Origin of the sequence: Pseudomonas sp. R84, from assembly GCF_009834515.1 — a bacterium.
Lineage (GTDB): Bacteria > Pseudomonadota > Gammaproteobacteria > Pseudomonadales > Pseudomonadaceae > Aquipseudomonas.
In genome coordinates, this window is sequence record NZ_CP019426.1 from 2,483,529 (window position 1) to 2,499,293 (window position 15,765).

At 60.9% G+C, this 15,765-nt stretch carries 16 protein-coding genes; 5 read left to right on the forward strand and 11 right to left on the reverse strand.

Annotation, left to right across the window (positions count from 1 at the left end; genetic code table 11):
• Nucleotides 1–54: 54 nt before the first annotated feature.
• Genes PspR84_RS11090 through PspR84_RS11105 form a run of 4 tightly spaced genes read right to left on the reverse strand, consistent with a single transcriptional unit; the run spans nt 55 to nt 3,620 of the window.
• On the reverse strand, nt 55–807 hold the full coding sequence (locus PspR84_RS11090; protein WP_160057276.1) for an N-formylglutamate amidohydrolase: 753 nt from the start codon (nt 805–807) through the stop codon (nt 55–57).
• Nucleotides 791–2,122, reverse strand: coding sequence for a glutamine synthetase (locus tag PspR84_RS11095; RefSeq protein ID WP_160057277.1), 1,332 nt, complete (start codon nt 2,120–2,122; stop codon nt 791–793). Before PspR84_RS11095 ends, PspR84_RS11090 begins: the two co-directional genes overlap by 17 nt.
• Entirely contained in the window at nt 2,119–2,763 is a 645-nt protein-coding gene (locus PspR84_RS11100; protein ID WP_160057278.1) for an isochorismatase family cysteine hydrolase, read from the reverse strand. Before PspR84_RS11100 ends, PspR84_RS11095 begins: the two co-directional genes overlap by 4 nt.
• A 2-nt stretch (nt 2,764–2,765) precedes the next feature.
• The gene (locus tag PspR84_RS11105; RefSeq protein ID WP_160057279.1) at nt 2,766–3,620 is read right to left on the reverse strand and encodes a MurR/RpiR family transcriptional regulator; all 855 of its coding nucleotides are present in this window, start codon (nt 3,618–3,620) and stop codon (nt 2,766–2,768) included.
• A gap of 328 nt (nt 3,621–3,948) precedes the next feature.
• On the opposite strand from PspR84_RS11105, the gene PspR84_RS11110 reads away from it, so the two are divergent.
• Together PspR84_RS11110 and cobF are read left to right on the forward strand one after the other, a co-directional pair.
• Nucleotides 3,949–4,518: a histidine phosphatase family protein gene (locus PspR84_RS11110; RefSeq protein ID WP_160057280.1), complete on the forward strand. Its 570-nt coding sequence runs from the start codon at nt 3,949–3,951 to the stop codon at nt 4,516–4,518.
• Nucleotides 4,518–5,273, forward strand: a complete 756-nt coding sequence (gene cobF, locus PspR84_RS11115) for a precorrin-6A synthase (deacetylating) (RefSeq protein WP_160057281.1) — start codon at nt 4,518–4,520, stop codon at nt 5,271–5,273. Before PspR84_RS11110 ends, cobF begins: the two co-directional genes overlap by 1 nt.
• A gap of 218 nt (nt 5,274–5,491) precedes the next feature.
• Here cobF and PspR84_RS11120 read toward each other — a convergent pair whose 3' ends face one another.
• From PspR84_RS11120 to PspR84_RS11130, 3 genes are read right to left on the reverse strand one after another with little or no spacing between them, the layout of a single operon-like run.
• The gene (locus tag PspR84_RS11120) at nt 5,492–6,673 is read right to left on the reverse strand and encodes an acetyl-CoA C-acetyltransferase (RefSeq protein WP_160057282.1); all 1,182 of its coding nucleotides are present in this window, start codon (nt 6,671–6,673) and stop codon (nt 5,492–5,494) included.
• Between the two features lie 11 nt (nt 6,674–6,684).
• Nucleotides 6,685–7,350, reverse strand: a complete 666-nt coding sequence (locus PspR84_RS11125) for a CoA transferase subunit B (RefSeq protein ID WP_122843518.1) — start codon at nt 7,348–7,350, stop codon at nt 6,685–6,687.
• A gap of 24 nt (nt 7,351–7,374) precedes the next feature.
• A complete protein-coding gene (locus PspR84_RS11130) occupies nt 7,375–8,073 on the reverse strand; it encodes a CoA transferase subunit A (RefSeq protein ID WP_016983257.1) in 699 nt (232 codons plus the stop codon).
• A 291-nt stretch (nt 8,074–8,364) separates the two neighbouring features.
• On the opposite strand from PspR84_RS11130, the gene PspR84_RS11135 reads away from it, so the two are divergent.
• Nucleotides 8,365–9,252, forward strand: coding sequence for a LysR family transcriptional regulator (locus PspR84_RS11135; RefSeq protein ID WP_160057283.1), 888 nt, complete (start codon nt 8,365–8,367; stop codon nt 9,250–9,252).
• Nucleotides 9,253–9,452: 200 nt separating this feature from the next.
• Here PspR84_RS11135 and PspR84_RS11140 read toward each other — a convergent pair whose 3' ends face one another.
• Both PspR84_RS11140 and PspR84_RS11145 read right to left on the reverse strand, forming a co-directional pair.
• Complete coding sequence (locus tag PspR84_RS11140; RefSeq protein WP_160057284.1) at nt 9,453–10,295, reverse strand: NAD-dependent protein deacetylase; 843 nt, start codon at nt 10,293–10,295, stop codon at nt 9,453–9,455.
• 55 nt (nt 10,296–10,350) lie between these two features.
• Complete coding sequence (locus PspR84_RS11145; RefSeq protein ID WP_160060072.1) at nt 10,351–11,397, reverse strand: class I SAM-dependent methyltransferase; 1,047 nt, start codon at nt 11,395–11,397, stop codon at nt 10,351–10,353.
• A 407-nt stretch (nt 11,398–11,804) separates the two neighbouring features.
• On the opposite strand from PspR84_RS11145, the gene PspR84_RS11150 reads away from it, so the two are divergent.
• Together PspR84_RS11150 and PspR84_RS11155 are read left to right on the forward strand one after the other, a co-directional pair.
• Nucleotides 11,805–12,644 (forward strand): DUF692 domain-containing protein, encoded by an 840-nt coding sequence (locus tag PspR84_RS11150; protein ID WP_160057285.1) that lies wholly within the window; start codon nt 11,805–11,807, stop codon nt 12,642–12,644.
• Nucleotides 12,637–13,389 (forward strand): putative DNA-binding domain-containing protein, encoded by a 753-nt coding sequence (locus PspR84_RS11155; RefSeq protein ID WP_160057286.1) that lies wholly within the window; start codon nt 12,637–12,639, stop codon nt 13,387–13,389. The genes PspR84_RS11150 and PspR84_RS11155 overlap by 8 nt, the downstream gene beginning before the upstream one ends.
• A 40-nt stretch (nt 13,390–13,429) precedes the next feature.
• On the opposite strand, the gene PspR84_RS11160 is transcribed toward PspR84_RS11155, so the two are convergent.
• Nucleotides 13,430–14,737, reverse strand: a complete 1,308-nt coding sequence (locus PspR84_RS11160; RefSeq protein WP_160057287.1) for a HAMP domain-containing sensor histidine kinase — start codon at nt 14,735–14,737, stop codon at nt 13,430–13,432.
• Nucleotides 14,734–15,474 (reverse strand): response regulator, encoded by a 741-nt coding sequence (locus PspR84_RS11165; RefSeq protein WP_007919579.1) that lies wholly within the window; start codon nt 15,472–15,474, stop codon nt 14,734–14,736. Before PspR84_RS11165 ends, PspR84_RS11160 begins: the two co-directional genes overlap by 4 nt.
• Between the last annotated feature and the right edge of the window lie 291 nt (nt 15,475–15,765).

Consider the following 15,765-nt stretch of genomic DNA (forward strand, 5'->3'; position numbering starts at 1 on the left):
GTCGTTTTAGTTGTTATCGGTCCATCGTTTACAGCATCAGCCGTCTTTTATTCATTACAGCAATGGCGCGAGGTATCCGGCCCAGCGCGATACGGCTTCGGGGCTGCGCAGCAAGTCGTTGCGCACCTCGATCAGCACCGAGTCGAGGCCACGGGCATCGCCGTGTACCGGCACGGTCATGTCGCCCAGCGGATCAATCTTGTAGGGCTGGTTGCCGGCCACTTTCAGCGGATGTTCGCCGAGGCCATCGAGCAAACGTTGCGCGTAAGCCTTGGCCTGACCGAACAGCACGCCGACCTCCAGCGGACGCGGCTGGCCGTAATACACCGGGGTGAAACTGTGAATCCCCACCACACGAACTGCTTGGCCTTTAGCAACACGTTCGTCGATCAACGTTTGCAAGCGCGCGTGAAACGGTTTGAACAGGATCTGACGTCGGTATTCGCGGGTGGCTTCGTCCAGCTCGCGGTTGCCCGGCACCTGATAAATCTCGCTCTGCGCCGGAATGCTGTCCGGGGCGTGGCGTGGCCGGTTCAGATCTATCAGCAGGCGCGAATAATTGGCGCTCAACAGGGTTGCGCCGAGCATCTTCGATAGTTGCTCGGCCAGTTGCAGCGCGCCAATGTCCCAAGCGATGTGTTCAGCAGCGGCGGCGGCGTCCAGGCCCAGATTGTTCAGGGTTTCGGGGATGTAGCGGCTGGCGTGTTCGCACACCAGAATCAACGGGTGCGTCGAGTCTTCGCGGCTCAGGTTATAGGCCGGTCGGGTGTACAACCCCAGCTCGGCGGATTCAGTACAGGCGTGCATAGTGCTCACACAAGTCAGCGGGCGAGAGCTGTTCCGTCAGCGCCAGTTCCTCGGTTTTCAGGGCGTAATAGGTGTCGAGCAGCGGCTTGGGCAGCCATTCGGTGAAGGCGCCACTGTTGCGCAGGCAATCCAGCGCCTGGGCCAGCGAGGCGGGCAGGGCGACGATGCCCCGGGCCTGGCGTTGCTCGTCGTTGAGTGAATCGGGAATTTCGTTGGTGATCGCGTTCAGCGCCAGGCGCTGTTCGATGCCCAGCCGTCCGGCGATCAACAGGGCGGCCATCGCCAGATGCGGCGAGGCGGTGGCGTCCATGGCGCGGAATTCGAGGTTGAACTGGTTGGCCACGGACTTGCCGCCGAGGGTCACGGTCGGGCAGATGCGCAGCGCCGCCTCGCGGTTCTGTTGGCCCAGACACGCGTAGGAAGCGCTCCAGTGATGCGGCTGCAAGCGCTCGTACGACACCGGCGTCGGCGCGGTGAAGGCACAGAGTGCCGGCAAGTAATGCAGGATTCCCGCCGCCCAATGCTGACCGAGGCTCGACAGACCATTGCTGGTGCCTGCGTCGTAGAGCATCGGCACACCGGCCAGATCGAGCAGGCTGACGTGCAGGTGTACGCCGTTGCACACCGCGTCGGCGGCGGTTTTCGGCGCAAAGCTCAAGTCCAGGCCCATTTGCCGGGCGATCTCGCGGCTGATCTCACGCACATTGACGGCGCGATCCGCCGCCGCCACGCCGAGCGTCGGGCGGCAGGTGATTTCGTATTGGTGCTTGCCGTATTCGGGCAGAAACATTTCCGGCTCGACACCGCCGGCGCGCAGGGCGCTGAGCAGCCAGCCGCCGAACTCGGCGCCCTGACGCTGAGCTTCGAGGGAAAATGCCAGATGCTCGGCGAAACCGGCGTGCAGGTTGAATTCGTGTTCGAACGCGGCGTTGACCTGCAAGCCCAACCCATCGCGATATCGCTCGATTTCCTCGCACAACAGCGTGCGCGGGCAGGCGCCCCAAGGGCGGCCATCGGTTTCGCGGATATCGCCGTGGATGAAATCCAGCGCCGGCGCGTTGACGTCCGGGCCGTTGCTGACGGTGACGCGGCTGCTCAGATCGGGAATCAGCCGCAAATCGCCATAGGCGCCCCACGGATTGGTTGAAGCAATGATGTCCTGCGGCGTCAACGCGCTGTTGGCCGGCACCCAGCCGCAACCGGCGGCCTGATAATGCTCCAGCTCATCGGTGGGAAACGAGCGGCCACGGGTGATGCCGATCAGGTCGGTGGTGACCAGAGTGGTCATCGGCAGCGGCGTCAGGCGGGCGCTCATGGCCGCATCTCCTGCAGGCGAGCGAGCACGGTGTCGGTGTCGGTGATCCAGCAGTAACCCTTGATCGCATTCAGGCAGGCGTGATGGCGTTCGGCGCTATAGGTGGCGCAGGCATCTTCGACCAGCGTGACCAGATAGCCGCGATCAGCAGCGTCGCGCACGGCCATATCCACACATTGGTCGGTGACGATGCCGGCGATAATCAGATGACGGGTTTCCAGGTTGCGCAGCACGTAGTCGATGTTGGTCGAGTTGAACACCCCGGACGAGGTCTTCGGCAGGACGATTTCGTTTTCCACCGGGGTCAGGTCTTCAATGATCCTGGCCTGCACGCTGCCTTTGGGCAGGTGCATGTCCGAGAGCTTGTGATCGAGCGAGCGGTCGCGGCCATCGGCGGTAAGGCTTTCGATAATGGTGTGCAGTACATTCTGCCGCGCCTCGCGAAAGGCACTGAGCAAACGACGTTGGTTGGGCACCACCTGCATGTGCGCGCGGGTCAGGAAGTACTCGGCGTCAGGCCCGTTGAGGTGCGCGTCGAACTGCGGTTCGAGCCAGGCACGCTGCATGTCCACCAGCAACAGCGCGGTGTGATCGGTGACAAACGGCAAGTCCCGCGGCGAGCGGTGGGGAAGGCTGAACATCCTTATTTATCCTCCAGCAGGTGGGTGTTGAAGTCATTGCGCAGGGCATCGATGCCTTCCAGGCGATCGGCGAGGTTTTCGGTGCGCAAGGTCAGGCAGGCAATCAGTGCTTCGACCTGCGCCAGCGCCGGCACCATGGTGTCGAACGGCGAGGCCGATTCCACCGGGGCGCTGATGATCAGGTCGGCCAGTTCCCGCAGCGGTGAGGCGTAGATGTCGGTGAACAGCACCACGCGTGCGTTATTGTTTTTCGCCGCACTGGCGACCCGCAGGGCCTGAGTCTGATAGCGGCGATAGTCGAACAGCAGCACCACGTCCTGACGTTGCAGATCGAACAGGCGATCAGGCAGTTGCGCGTTGTCTTCCAAAGCGAAGCAACCGGAGCGCAGCAGGCGCAAGTGATTGAGCAGATAAGTGGCCATCAGGCTGCTGAAGCGCCCGCCAAAGCAGTACACCTGATGCCGGGCATCGAGCAGCCAGTCGGTGAGAATGCGCACGTCTTCGGGTTGGGTCAGCGATTGGGTTTCGACCAGCAGGCGATGGCTGTCGCCCAGATAGTGGCTCCAGGCGTCGTCCTTGTGCTGATGGGCGCGCGGTTGCAACAGCGTGCGCGGCGAGCGCAGGCGATGGTCCATGTCACTGAGCAGGGCATCCTGGAATTCGGCATAACCACCGAAACCGAGTTTTTTCACCAGCCGCACAATAGTCGGATCGCTGACCCCGGCATGTTCGGCCAGACGCGCCATCGGCCCCAGACCGTTGCGTGGGTACTGATCAAGCAAGGCGCGAACGACTTTGCGCTCCGACGGCGTAAGATCCAGGCCGGGATCGGTGATCAGGTCTCTGAGAGGGGGCATCCGGGCTCCTGCTGGATGAGGTGTTGAATTCGCTTCAAAATCCATTAAAACAGTATTTATGTAACTAACGTTACATGTCTAGTGAATTTTTTTGCATGTTGAAAGGCCTGCAAAATGGGCCAAGATGCCCGTTTAACAAGGGCTACACCGAATTCGACTGATTTTGTAGTCCATCGCCCATAACCGTGTCAGACATTGCCGTATTTCTGCCTTTGTCCGCTGTTGCCGGGGAGAACAAACAGTCCCGCAGCCCTCCGTTTACGGCACAATTGCCGACAGAACGGCTTTGTGTCGTTGATTTACATGAAGGCCTTCCGGAGCGATCCCTGTGCAAACCACCCGTTTGACATTGATTTGCCATGCGCGAACCGTCGCACAGAAACTGGCGTGTTTTCCTACGAATGAGCCTGTTGAAAATGGCGAGTTGGCGTCGGCTGCATTGGCCCAGCGTTTCGACGCTGCGCGACGCTTGATTTGCGCGCCGGAATTGCGCACGCGGCAGACGGCGGCGTGGCTTGGCGCGGATGCGCAAGTGGATGAGACGCTGCGCGATTGTGACTGGGGACGTTGGCACGGGATGTCGATCAAGGATCTGCAACGCTCGGAAGACGCCGCGCTGCAGGCTTGGCTGGAAGATTCCCACGCCACGCCCCATGGTGGTGAGTCGGTGGCGCAGTTGTGTGAGCGCGTGGCGCAGTGGCTGGCCAGCCTGCAAGCCACGCCGGGGCATGTGGTAGCGGTGACGCATCCGTTTGTCATCCGCGCGGCGCTCATCCACGTGATGCGCGGTTCGGCGTTTCATGACATTGATGTCGAACCGCTGTCGATGGTCGAACTACGCTTCACCGGGCGCTGGCGCCTGCTTCTGCCAAGTCTGGAGGTTAAAGGAGCACCTTGATGAAACAACTGCTGGTAATCGGCATCGGGGCCGGTAACCCCGACTACATCACGATGCAGGCCGTGAAGGCGCTGAACCGGGTCGACGTGTTTTTTCTGATGGATAAAGGCCAGAGCAAGGACAAGCTGATCGACCTGCGTCGTGGGATCTGTGAGCGCTACATTGACGACCCCGACTACCGCTTCGTCGAAGCCCACAGCCCGGAACGCGAACGGGGCGATGTCGACTACACGGCCAGTGTCGATGATCTGAACCGCGCCAAGCAGCAGACCTTCGAACGCCTGATCAATGACGAATTGTCTGATGGTCAGTGCGGCGGTTTCCTGGTGTGGGGCGACCCGGCGTTGTACGACAGCACTGTGCGTATCCTCCAGGCAATACTGGCCTCGGGCACGTGTGCCTTCGAGTTTGACGTGATTCCCGGGATCACCAGCGTTCAGGCGTTGGCGGCGCAGCATAAGGTGCCGCTGAACACGATCGGTCGTTCCATCGAAATCACTACCGGGCGGCGTTTGGCGGCCGGGCAGGTGAGTGATACGGACAGTCTGGTGGTGATGCTCGATGCTGAAGACTCTTATCACCATGTCGCCGATCAGCAGACCGAGATTTACTGGGGGGCCTACCTGGGCACGCCGGATGAGATTCTGATCAGTGGCAGGCTTGCCGATGTCGCGGATGAGATCGAGCGGGTGCGCAAGGCTGCGCGGGCGGAGCATGGGTGGATCATGGATACGTATTTGTTACGCAAGCCATAGATTTTCGCTGGCTGGGATGGCTTCTTCGCGAGCAGGTTCGCTCCCACATTTTGAAATGCATTTCCCTGTGGGAGCGAGCCTGCTCGCGAAGGCGCCGGAACATTCAACGCACATTTCGAGCAGGCAAAAAAACACCCGGTGCAACGCAAGTCGCACCGGGTTTTTGTTGCCAGCCAACGACGGATGTCGTGGATCCGCCGATCACTGTTGAACTCTGGTTATGCGCGTTCCAGCGCCAGCGCCACACCTTGGCCACCGCCGATGCACAGGGTCGCCAGACCCTTTTTCGCATCACGCTTGATCATTTCATGCAGCAGGGTCACCAGCACGCGGCAACCCGAGGCACCGATCGGGTGCCCCAAGGCGATGGCGCCGCCGTTGACGTTGACCTTGTCCAGATCCCACTGGAGATCCTTGGCCACTGCCAGCGATTGTGCGGCGAAGGCTTCGTTGGCCTCGATCAGGTCGAGCTGATCGATATTCCAGCCAGCCTTGTCCAGGCAGCGGCGGGTCGCCGATACCGGGCCGATGCCCATAATTGCTGGATCAACGCCTGCGTTGGCATAGGCGGCGATTTTTGCCAGCACAGGCAGGCCGAGGGATTTGGCTTTTTCGGCACTCATCAGAATCACCGCAGCGGCGCCGTCGTTCAGCGACGAGGCGTTGCCAGCGGTGACGCTGCCGTCCTTTTTGAACGCCGGGCGCAGTTTCGCCAGGGATTCTGCGGTGGTGTCGCCACGCGGCTGTTCGTCGACCTTGAAGGCAACAGGATCGCCTTTGCGCTGCGGGATCAGGATCGGGGTGATCTCATCGACAAAGCGACCGGCCTCAATCGCGGCAGCGGCTTTCTGCTGCGAGGCTGCGGCGAACGCGTCCTGCTGTTCGCGGCTGATGTCGTACTTGTCGACGAGGTTCTCGGCGGTGATGCCCATGTGGTAATCGTTGAACGCATCCCACAGACCGTCACTGATCATGGTGTCGACGATTTGCGCGTGGCCCATGCGCAGACCGGTGCGTGCGCCCGGCATCACGTAGTTGGACAGGCTCATGTTTTCCTGGCCGCCGGCGATGATCACCTCAGCGTCGCCGCAACGGATCGCCTGTGCGCCGAGGTGCAGGGCTTTCAGGCCCGAGCCGCACACTTTGTTCAGGGTCAGCGCTGGTACGGCGTGGGGCAAGCCAGCCTTGATCGCCGACTGACGCGCCGGGTTCTGGCCAGCGCCGGCGGTAAGAACTTGGCCCATGATCACTTCATCGACTTGAGCACCGTCCAGGCCGGTTTGTTCGAGCAACTGGCGGATCACCGCCGCGCCCAGATCAACGGCGGAAACGCTGGCCAGGGAACCCTGGAAACTGCCGATCGCGGTACGCGTGGCGGCAACAATTACGACGTCTTGCATTTTCGAATTCCTCACTGGGCAGCGAACTGCATTTCCGGTACGTGATCCGGGACGATCAGTTTACCAGCGGTTTTGGCGACGATTTCCTCGACGCTGACGCCAGGTGCGCGTTCCTTGAGGACAAAAGCGCCATTTTCGATTTCCAGGTACGCGAGGTCGGTCAGCACACGTTTGATGCAACCGGCGCCGGTCAGCGGCAGGCTGCATTTGGCGAGCAGCTTGGACTCTCCGTCCTTGGATGCGTGGGTCATGATTACGATGATGTTGTCGGCGCCAGCCACCAGATCCATCGCGCCGCCCATGCCCTTGACCAGTTTGCCGGGGATCATCCACGAAGCGATGTTGCCTTCGACGTCGACTTCGAACGCGCCGAGCACGGTCAGGTCGACGTGGCCGCCGCGAATCATTGCAAAGGACTCGGCGGAGTTGAAAATCGACGCGCCGATGCGCGCGGTCACGGTCTGTTTGCCGGCGTTGATCATGTCGGCGTCGATGGTGTCTTCAGTCGGGAAAGGGCCCATGCCGAGCAGGCCGTTTTCCGATTGCAGCATGACTTCCATGCCGTCGGGAATGTAGTTGGCGACCAGGGTCGGAATGCCGATGCCGAGGTTTACGTAGAAGCCGTCCTGCATTTCGCGGGCGACGCGCTGAGCCATTTGTTCGCGGGTAAGTGCCATGTTTTTATTCTCCGTCAGCCTGAATTATTTGCGGATGGTGCGCTGTTCGATGCGTTTTTCGAACGTGCCGCAAATGACCCGATCGACGTAGATGCCCGGGGTGTGGATCTGCGATGGATCGAGTTCGCCGGGTTCGACGATTTCTTCGACTTCAACCACGGTGATCTTGCCGGCGGTGGCGGCCAGCGGATTGAAGTTCTGCGCGGTGTGACGGTAGATGACGTTGCCGAAGTGGTCGGCTTTCCAGCCTTTGACGATAGCGAAGTCGCCGGTGATGGATTCTTCCATCAGGTACTTGCGCCCTTTGAACTCACGCACTTCCTTGCCTTCGGCGACCGGGGTGCCGACGCCGGTGGCGGTGAAGAAGGCCGGAATGCCGGCGCCGCCCGCGCGCATTTTCTCGGCGAGAGTGCCTTGCGGGGTCAGGATGACTTCGATGTCGCCCTTGAGCAGTTGCTCTTCGAACAGCTTGTTTTCGCCGACGTAGGAGGCGATGACTTTGCTGATTTGACGATCGGTGAGCAGCACGCCGAGGCCAAAGCCGTCGACGCCGCAGTTGTTGGAGACGACGGTGAGGTCGCGGGTGCCTTTGCGCTTGATCTCGGCGATCAGGTTTTCCGGAATGCCGCACAGACCGAACCCGCCGGCGATGACGGTCATGCCGTCCTCAAGCCCGGCGAGGGCTTCCTCGTAGGAACTCACGCGCTTGTCGAAACCTGCCATATGCACCTCTTTTATTATTTGCGGGCGGCTGGCTAGCCGAATGGTTGGAGTGTCTCGCTGAAGAATATATTTGTTAAGTTGATTTTTAAGGTTGATTGATTGATAAAGCTCAATAGTCGCGTTATGGCGGCTGCTTTGATCGATCCCACGCTCCGCGTGGGAATGCCTCTAGGGACGCTCCCCGTCCAGTGACGCGGAGCGTCCCGGCCTGCATTCCCACGCAGGAGCGTGGGAACGATCATCATGGCTTGCCGCTTAACGCTTGTAGCTTACAACTGGAGCGAAGCGACCATGACCATCAAACAGATCCGCGCCTTCCTCGCCGTGGCACAGAGCCTGAGTTTTGCCGTGGCCTGCGAGCGTCTGCACCTGTCGCAATCAGCCTTGAGCCTGACCATCAAAGCGCTGGAAGAGGGCTTGGGCGGTCGCCTGTTCAGCCGCAACACCCGCAATGTGGCGCTGACCGCAGAAGGTGAGTCGCTGCTACCGCTGGCGCGGCGGCTGATCGCCGACTGGGACAACGCCGAAGATGAAATGCGCCAGCGTTTCAGCCTGCAACGCGGGCGGGTGACGCTAGCGGCGATGCCGTCGTTTGCCGGCAATCTGCTTCCGCCGATCCTCAAGACCTTTCGCGCGCGTTATCCGAACGTCAACGTCACGGTCAATGACGTGATCAACGAGCAGGTGCTGGAGATGGTTCGTGATCGTCAGGTGGAACTGGGGGTGGCGTTCGAGCCGATGCAAAACACTGCGATGACGTTCACGCCGTTGTATATGGATCGCTTTGTTGCGGTGGTATCGAAGGATTCGCCGTTGGCCCAGCGTGCTGAGATCGATTGGCAGACGTTGCTTCAGGAGCCGTTTATCACCTTGCAGCGGCCATCGACGGTGCGGGTGATGCTCGAAGAGCACTTGCAGGCTCGCGGTATGAAGTTGCCGGTGGAATTTGAAAGCCATCAATTAGCGACCGTCGGACGCATGGTCGCCAGCGGGCTGGGTGTCAGTGCCGTCCCAGCGTTGTGCGCCGGGCAGATGCAGGAGCTTGGCGCCCATTGCCTGACGCTGGACGACTCGGTGGAACGGGCGATTGGTGTGTTGACCGAGCCGGGCAATGAACTGTCGGCGGCGGCGCAGGCGTTGTTCGATATTCTCAAGGCTGAAGATCTGGGGCGACTGTGAGATCTACCCCCTCACCCCAACCCTCTCCCCCAAGGGGGCGAGGGGGAAGGGAGCTGATCGGGGGTATTTCAGAAAATGGGTTCGACTCGAAATTTTCAGGTCGATGTATCGCTTGACTACAACTCGGTCAGTTCCCTCTCCCTTGGGAGAGGGCTAGGGTGAGGGGCCTGGGTCCTGAGTCGAGCGCAGAGTGCAGCAACTCACCGATCCAGCTCCCTGACCAACAGGGGTAGAAGCTGTTCACACGACGCTTCAATCTTCAAATCGAGCAAGTCATCCGCGCGGGTCTTGCCCAGATTGATCGCAATCAGCGGCTTACCGCGATCGGCAATCACCCGGCACAAACGAAACGCCGAATACGCCATCAACGACGACCCCACAACCAACATCCCCGCCGCATTTTCCGCTGCCGCCATCGCCCGAGCCGCCGTGGGCTGCGCGACGTTTTCGCCGAAAAACACCACGTCCGGTTTCATCCGCTCGCCAAAGCAATGCGGACAGTGCGGTACCTGAAAACGCGCCTCGAACGCCGGATCGAGCAGGGTGTCGCCATCCGGCGCCTGCACCGCATCGACCCCGGCCAGATATGGATTTTGCCGTTCCATCAATTGTTGAATCGAATCGCGCTCGCTGCGCTGGCCGCAGTCCAGGCACAGGACGCGATGCAGGCTGCCGTGCAGCTCAATGACATCCTGACTGCCGGCCTGATCGTGCAGGGTGTCGACGTTCTGGGTAATCAAGTCGTGGATCAGCCCGTGGCGCTGCAAACCGGCCAACGCCTCGTGCGCTGCATTCGGCTGCGCCTGACGCACCCTCGGCCAACCCAGCATGGCCCGCGCCCAGTAGCGGCGGCGTGATTCGGGGGCGGCCAGAAACTCCTGATACATCATCGGTTGCCGCCCACGGCGTACACCGTCGCTGTCGCGGTAATCCGGAATGCCCGACGGCGTGCTGATACCGGCCCCGGTCAATACGAGGAAATCGCCGTCCGCCATCACTTGCTGGAGCGTGTCGAGGTGTTCGCGGGTCGGGCTGTCGAGCATGGTCAGCGCTCCGGATAAGGACGATGCCAGCAGGTTAGCACGCGACCCGCGAGGCTTACTTGCGCGCCTCCAGAATCAGGTTGAACGGTGTTTGCGTGGCCCGGCGGAAGTGCTTGAACCCGGCCTCGACAAACACTTTACGCAAGCGTATTTCCCCGGCTTGCGCACCTAGGCCGAGGCCGACTTCCTGCGACAGCGAGTTCGGTGTGCAGATAAATGTCGAGGCCGCGTAGAACAGCCGTCCTACCGGGTTGATGTTGTCGTCCAGCGTGTCGTTGGCGAACGGTTCGACCAGCAACACCGTGCCGTCGTCCTTCAGTGAATCATAGGCGTGGCGGGCTGCACCGACCGGGTCGCCCATGTCGTGCAGGCAGTCGAAATAGCAGATCAGGTCGTAGTCATTGCCCGGGTAGCTCTTCGCCGAGCCCTGGAAGAACTTCGCCCGGCTGCTGACTCCGCCTTCCTCGGCGCGCTGGGTGGCGACCGTGATCGACGGCGCGTGATAGTCGTAGCCGACGAAACGCGAGTTGGGGAATGCCTGGGCCATGATCACCGTCGAGGCGCCGTGGCCGCAGCCGATGTCGGCGACTTTGGCGCCTTCTTCAAGCTTGGCCACCACACCGTCCAGCGCCGGCAGCCATTCGGCGATCAGGTGACCTTTGTAGCCGGGCCGGAAGAACCGTTCGGTGCCGGTGAACATGCACGGATGGTGATCGCCCCAGGGCAGGGCGCCATTGCCGCGCATGGCTTTGACCAGTTTGTCTTTGTCATGGAAAAACGATGCCACCACGCCGAGGCCACCGGCGACGTAAACCGGCGAGTCTTCGACGGCCAACGCCAGCGCCTGTTCTTCCGGTAAACGAAACTGGCCGTCGTGGTGTTCCATGTAGCCGGAGGCCGCGTGAGCGCTGAGCCATTCGCGCACCAGACGCGGGTTGCAGGTGGTTTTTGCCGCGAGGGCATCGGCACTGACCGGCTGACTGTCGGCCATGGCCCGGTACAAGCCGAGCTCTTCGCCGACGATGACATTGGCCAGCATCGCCGCGCCGCCCATGTCGTTGACCAGTTTGGCCATGAATTGGTTGAGCTTCGCCTCGTCCATCATGTGTGCTCCTGAAACAGGATCACGGTCCGGCGGCGTCGAAGGTCGAGGCGTGCGCCACCGGGCGGTGGTCACGGAGTTGGGCAGGGCACGGCTGACGTCCTGCGTCCCCCTCGACTGGGTAATAAAGGAGTCTAGCCCCGGTCCGCGACTGCCGCTGTATTTGTAAACACTGAAAAAACCTGTGGGAGCGAGCCCGCTCGCGAAGAGGCCAGTACAGTCAACATCGTTGTCGACTGTTCAGCAGTCTTCGCGAGCAGGCTCGCTCCCACAGGTTTTTTGGCGTGTATCACTGTGTATCGCGGTTGTTGAGAGATACATCGGGCTGCAAATGTTTATTCAGTTGTACACACCAGCGATACAGCCAGCGCTTCAACTGGAGAAAACCCACTGCTGAGGTACTCCCTATGCAAACGCCTGTCTCATCACTGCAACCGAGCGTCGGCCTCGGCCTGCGCCGTGGCCTGCTGAAAGACCTGCAAGCGGCCCGCACCGGCGCTTTCGACTTTCTCGAAGTCGCCCCGGAGAACTGGATCGGCGTTGGCGGCGCTCATGGCGCGGCGTTGCGTGAACTGGCCGAACGCTACCCGTTGTCCTGTCACGGCTTGTCGCTGTCACTTGGCGGACCGGCGCCGCTGGACGTCGGGTTCTTGCAGGAAGTGCGGATGTTTCTCGACCATTACAACGTGCCGCTGTACAGCGAACACCTGAGTTATTGCAGCGATGACGGGCATCTGTATGACTTGCTGCCATTGCCGTTTACCGAAGAAGCGGTGCACCACGTCGCCGCACGGATCCGTCAGGCTCAGGACATTCTCGGCCGGCGTCTGGCCGTGGAAAATGTCTCCTATTACGCCGCACCGCGTCAGGACATGGACGAGGTGTGCTTCACCAACGCCGTGTTGCGCGAGGCCGATTGCGATCTGCTGCTGGACGTCAACAATGTCTACGTCAATGCGATCAACCACGGATTTGATCCGCAAGCGTTTCTCGCCGCTATCGAGCCGAGCAGGGTGGTCGGCATGCATGTGGCCGGGCATTTTGATGAGTCCGACACGCTGAAAATCGACACCCATGGTGCCTCAGTCAAACCGGTCGTGTGGTCTCTGCTGGCGGAGGCTTACAGGCGGTTTGGCGCGCAGCCAACGCTGCTTGAGCGGGACTTCAACTTCCCGGCGTTTTCCGAACTGGTCGCTGAGTTGCAAACCATTCGCCACTTGCAGGCGGGGGGCGACCATCGTGGATAACCTGATACTGCAACAACAGGCACTGACCCGATACTTGCGCGATCCCGACCATCAATCGCCGCCGGCCGAGATGAACGCGGCGCGGGTCAATGTCTATCGCGATCTGGTGTTCAACAACGTATCGCAACTGTTGAGCGGCACGTTTCCGGTGTTGATCCGCATCGTCGGTGAGCAACGTTGGGGTCTGCTGGTGCGCGGCTTTTTGCGCGACTGGCGGGCGCAGACGCCGAAGTTTGGCGAGATTGCCGGAACCTTTCTCGACTACCTGGCCACGCAACCACAGGTGTTGCGCGAAGGTCAGTGGCCGGCGTTTTTGCTGGAGCTGGCACATTACGAATGGGTTGAGATGGTTTTGCAGCAATCTGATGCCCAAGCGCTGCTGCCGACCGATCCGGCGTTATTGCTGGAACGCCCGTTGCTGATCTCGGCACTGGCCTGGCCGTTGGCGTATGTCTGGCCGGTGCACGAACTCGATCCGCACCATCAACCCGCCACGCCCCCGGCGCAACCGACGCTGTTGCTGGTGCGGCGTACGGCAGACTGGAGTATGAAGTTTTCCGAACTGAGTCCGCTGGCTTGGCGCTTGCTGCAGCGCGTCACTGAGTTTGCGTCGTTGACGGGGCGCGAGCAGTTGCAAGCTCTGGCGCAGGAGGCCGGGCAGCCCGCCAGCAATTCGTTCATGGATAACGGCCTGGTGTTGTTGCGCCAGATGCATGAGGACCAGGTGATCGGTCTGGCACCTTGAGTACTAATATTGCGCCGCACACTGTGGGAGCGAGCTGTTCTCAGGGGTGCAGGGGGAGTTTCAGTTCCGCACACAATCCGCCACCCTCGCGGTTGCTCAAGGTCAACGAACCACCCAGCGCCATCGCCAGCTGCTGGGCGATGGCCAGTCCCAGTCCGGTGCCGCCGGTGTCGCGATTGCGCGAATTTTCTACGCGATAAAACGGTTGCAGCACCTGCGCCAGTTCGGCGTCGGCGATGCCCGGGCCACGGTCCATGACGGTGATTGCCAGGTTGCCTTTGTTGGCTTCGACCCAGACTTCGGCGGCGCCGGCGAACTTCAGTGCGTTGTCGGTGAGGTTCACCAGCACCCGGCGCAACGCATGAGGTCGGGTATCAATGACGGCTGCACTCTTGCCGACCAGTTGCACCTGCTTGCCCATGTCCTGATAGTCGAACACCAGGCTTTCGAGGAACGAATCCATGTTGGTGCGGCGACTTTCTTCGGTCGAGCCATGGATGCTGCGCGCATACGCCACGCCTTCGCGCACCAGATGTTCCATCTCGCTGAGGTCATTCCACAGTTTGTCTTTTTCAGCGCAATCGTCCATAAGCTCGGCGCGCAGTTTCATCCGCGTGATCGGCGTTTGCAGGTCGTGGGAAATCGCCGCCAGTAGTTGCATGCGCTCTTTGAGGTAAGCGGCGATGCGCGCCTGCATCGTGTTGAATGCACGTGCCGCGTAAACCACTTCGTTCGGGCCGCTTTCGTCGAGGTTGATCGGGTGGGCGTTGGGGTCAAGGGTTTCCACGGCGTTGGCCAGACGGGTCAGCGGGCGAACCGCAATACGCACCGCCAGCCAGGTGCAGGCGATCATCAGCGCCAGTTGGCCGAGCAAAACCACCGGCAACCAGGGCGATAACGGGACCATGGCGGGGCGCACGTCGATGGTCACTGGACTGCCGTCGCTCAGGCGCAGATGGCCCTGAAAGTGTTTCTTCGGCCCGGGAATATCGGTGAAGGTCAGCGGATAGCGTTCACCGATGGCTTCGGTGATCGAGGTAACGGCCACCGGCATATCCCCGACGTCGATCTGCGTGCCCGGTTCGCCTTCGCTCAACAAGTAGCCGTAATTTTTTCGCGCCAGACGCTCGAGCCAGGCAGGGCGCTCTTCGGCAGGCAGTCGATCAAGGATCGCAATCGAGGTCGACACGTCGGTCTCGAGATTGCCGAGCATGGTGTTTTTCGCGCTTTGGTAACGCTCGTAATACTGCGCGCCGAACGACAGCGCCTGAGCGAGCAGCAAGCCAATCAGGAAAATCAGCGACAGGCGCGAGGCGAGGGTGCGTGGCCAGTGTTGATTGACGCTCATGCCGGGGCACCAAGAATTTCGACCGGCAACGAGAACACATAACCCTCGCTGCGCACGGTCTTGATGTAGGCCGGCTCGCGCGCATCATCGAGCAGACGCTGGCGCAAACGGCTGACCAGCAAATCGATCGAGCGGTCGAACAGGTCAGCGTCACGGCCCTGCGTTAGATTGAGCAGTTGATCGCGGCTGAGCACCCGTTGCGGGTGATCGAGAAAAACCCGCAGCAATCGATACTCGGCACCGCTGAGGGCGACCATGGTGCCGTCCTTGTCGAGCAGATGACGGGCTGAGGTGTCCAGTTGCCAACGGCCGAAGGCCAGCAAGCGACCGGCCTCGGTGACCACCAGATTCGGCGGCAGCATGCGCGTGCGGCGCAGCACGGCGTTGATCCGCGCGAGCAATTCACGGGCGGCGAACGGTTTGGTCAGGTAATCGTCGGCGCCCATTTCCAGGCCGATGATGCGGTCGGTTTCATCGTTGCGTGCGGTCAGCATCAACACTGGCGTGGCCTTGTGTTTGCCCACGCGCAGTTCGCGGCACAGCTGCAGGCCATCGTCGCCGGGCATCATGATATCGAGCACGATCAGGTCGACGGTGTTGGCTTCGAGAAAGCTGCGCATCTGCCGGCCATCGGCGACCACGGTGGTGCGCAGGCCGTTTTTCTTCAGGTAGTTGCCTACCAGTTCACGGATCTCGCGGTCGTCGTCGACGATGAGAATGTGATCGACATGATCCATCGGTTCAAGCCTCAGCCAGAAGGGGAATGCCGTGCAGTCTATAGAGCCTTCAGTGGCTCGCCTGCCTGCCTTTGTATTGCAGTGTATCTGCCATGTCGGCGGATACACGGAGACGCAAAAACGCGATTTTTACAGGGTTTTGTATCGCTGTGTATCCCCCGATGGCAGGGATACACAGCGATTGAAACGCGCCTGTTCCTGACACAGACGCGATACCTCGCGAGCCTCAAATAGGCTCCATCGAGGCCCACACAGATCGCCTCGGCTCAAACCCCACTGAAGCCTTGAGGA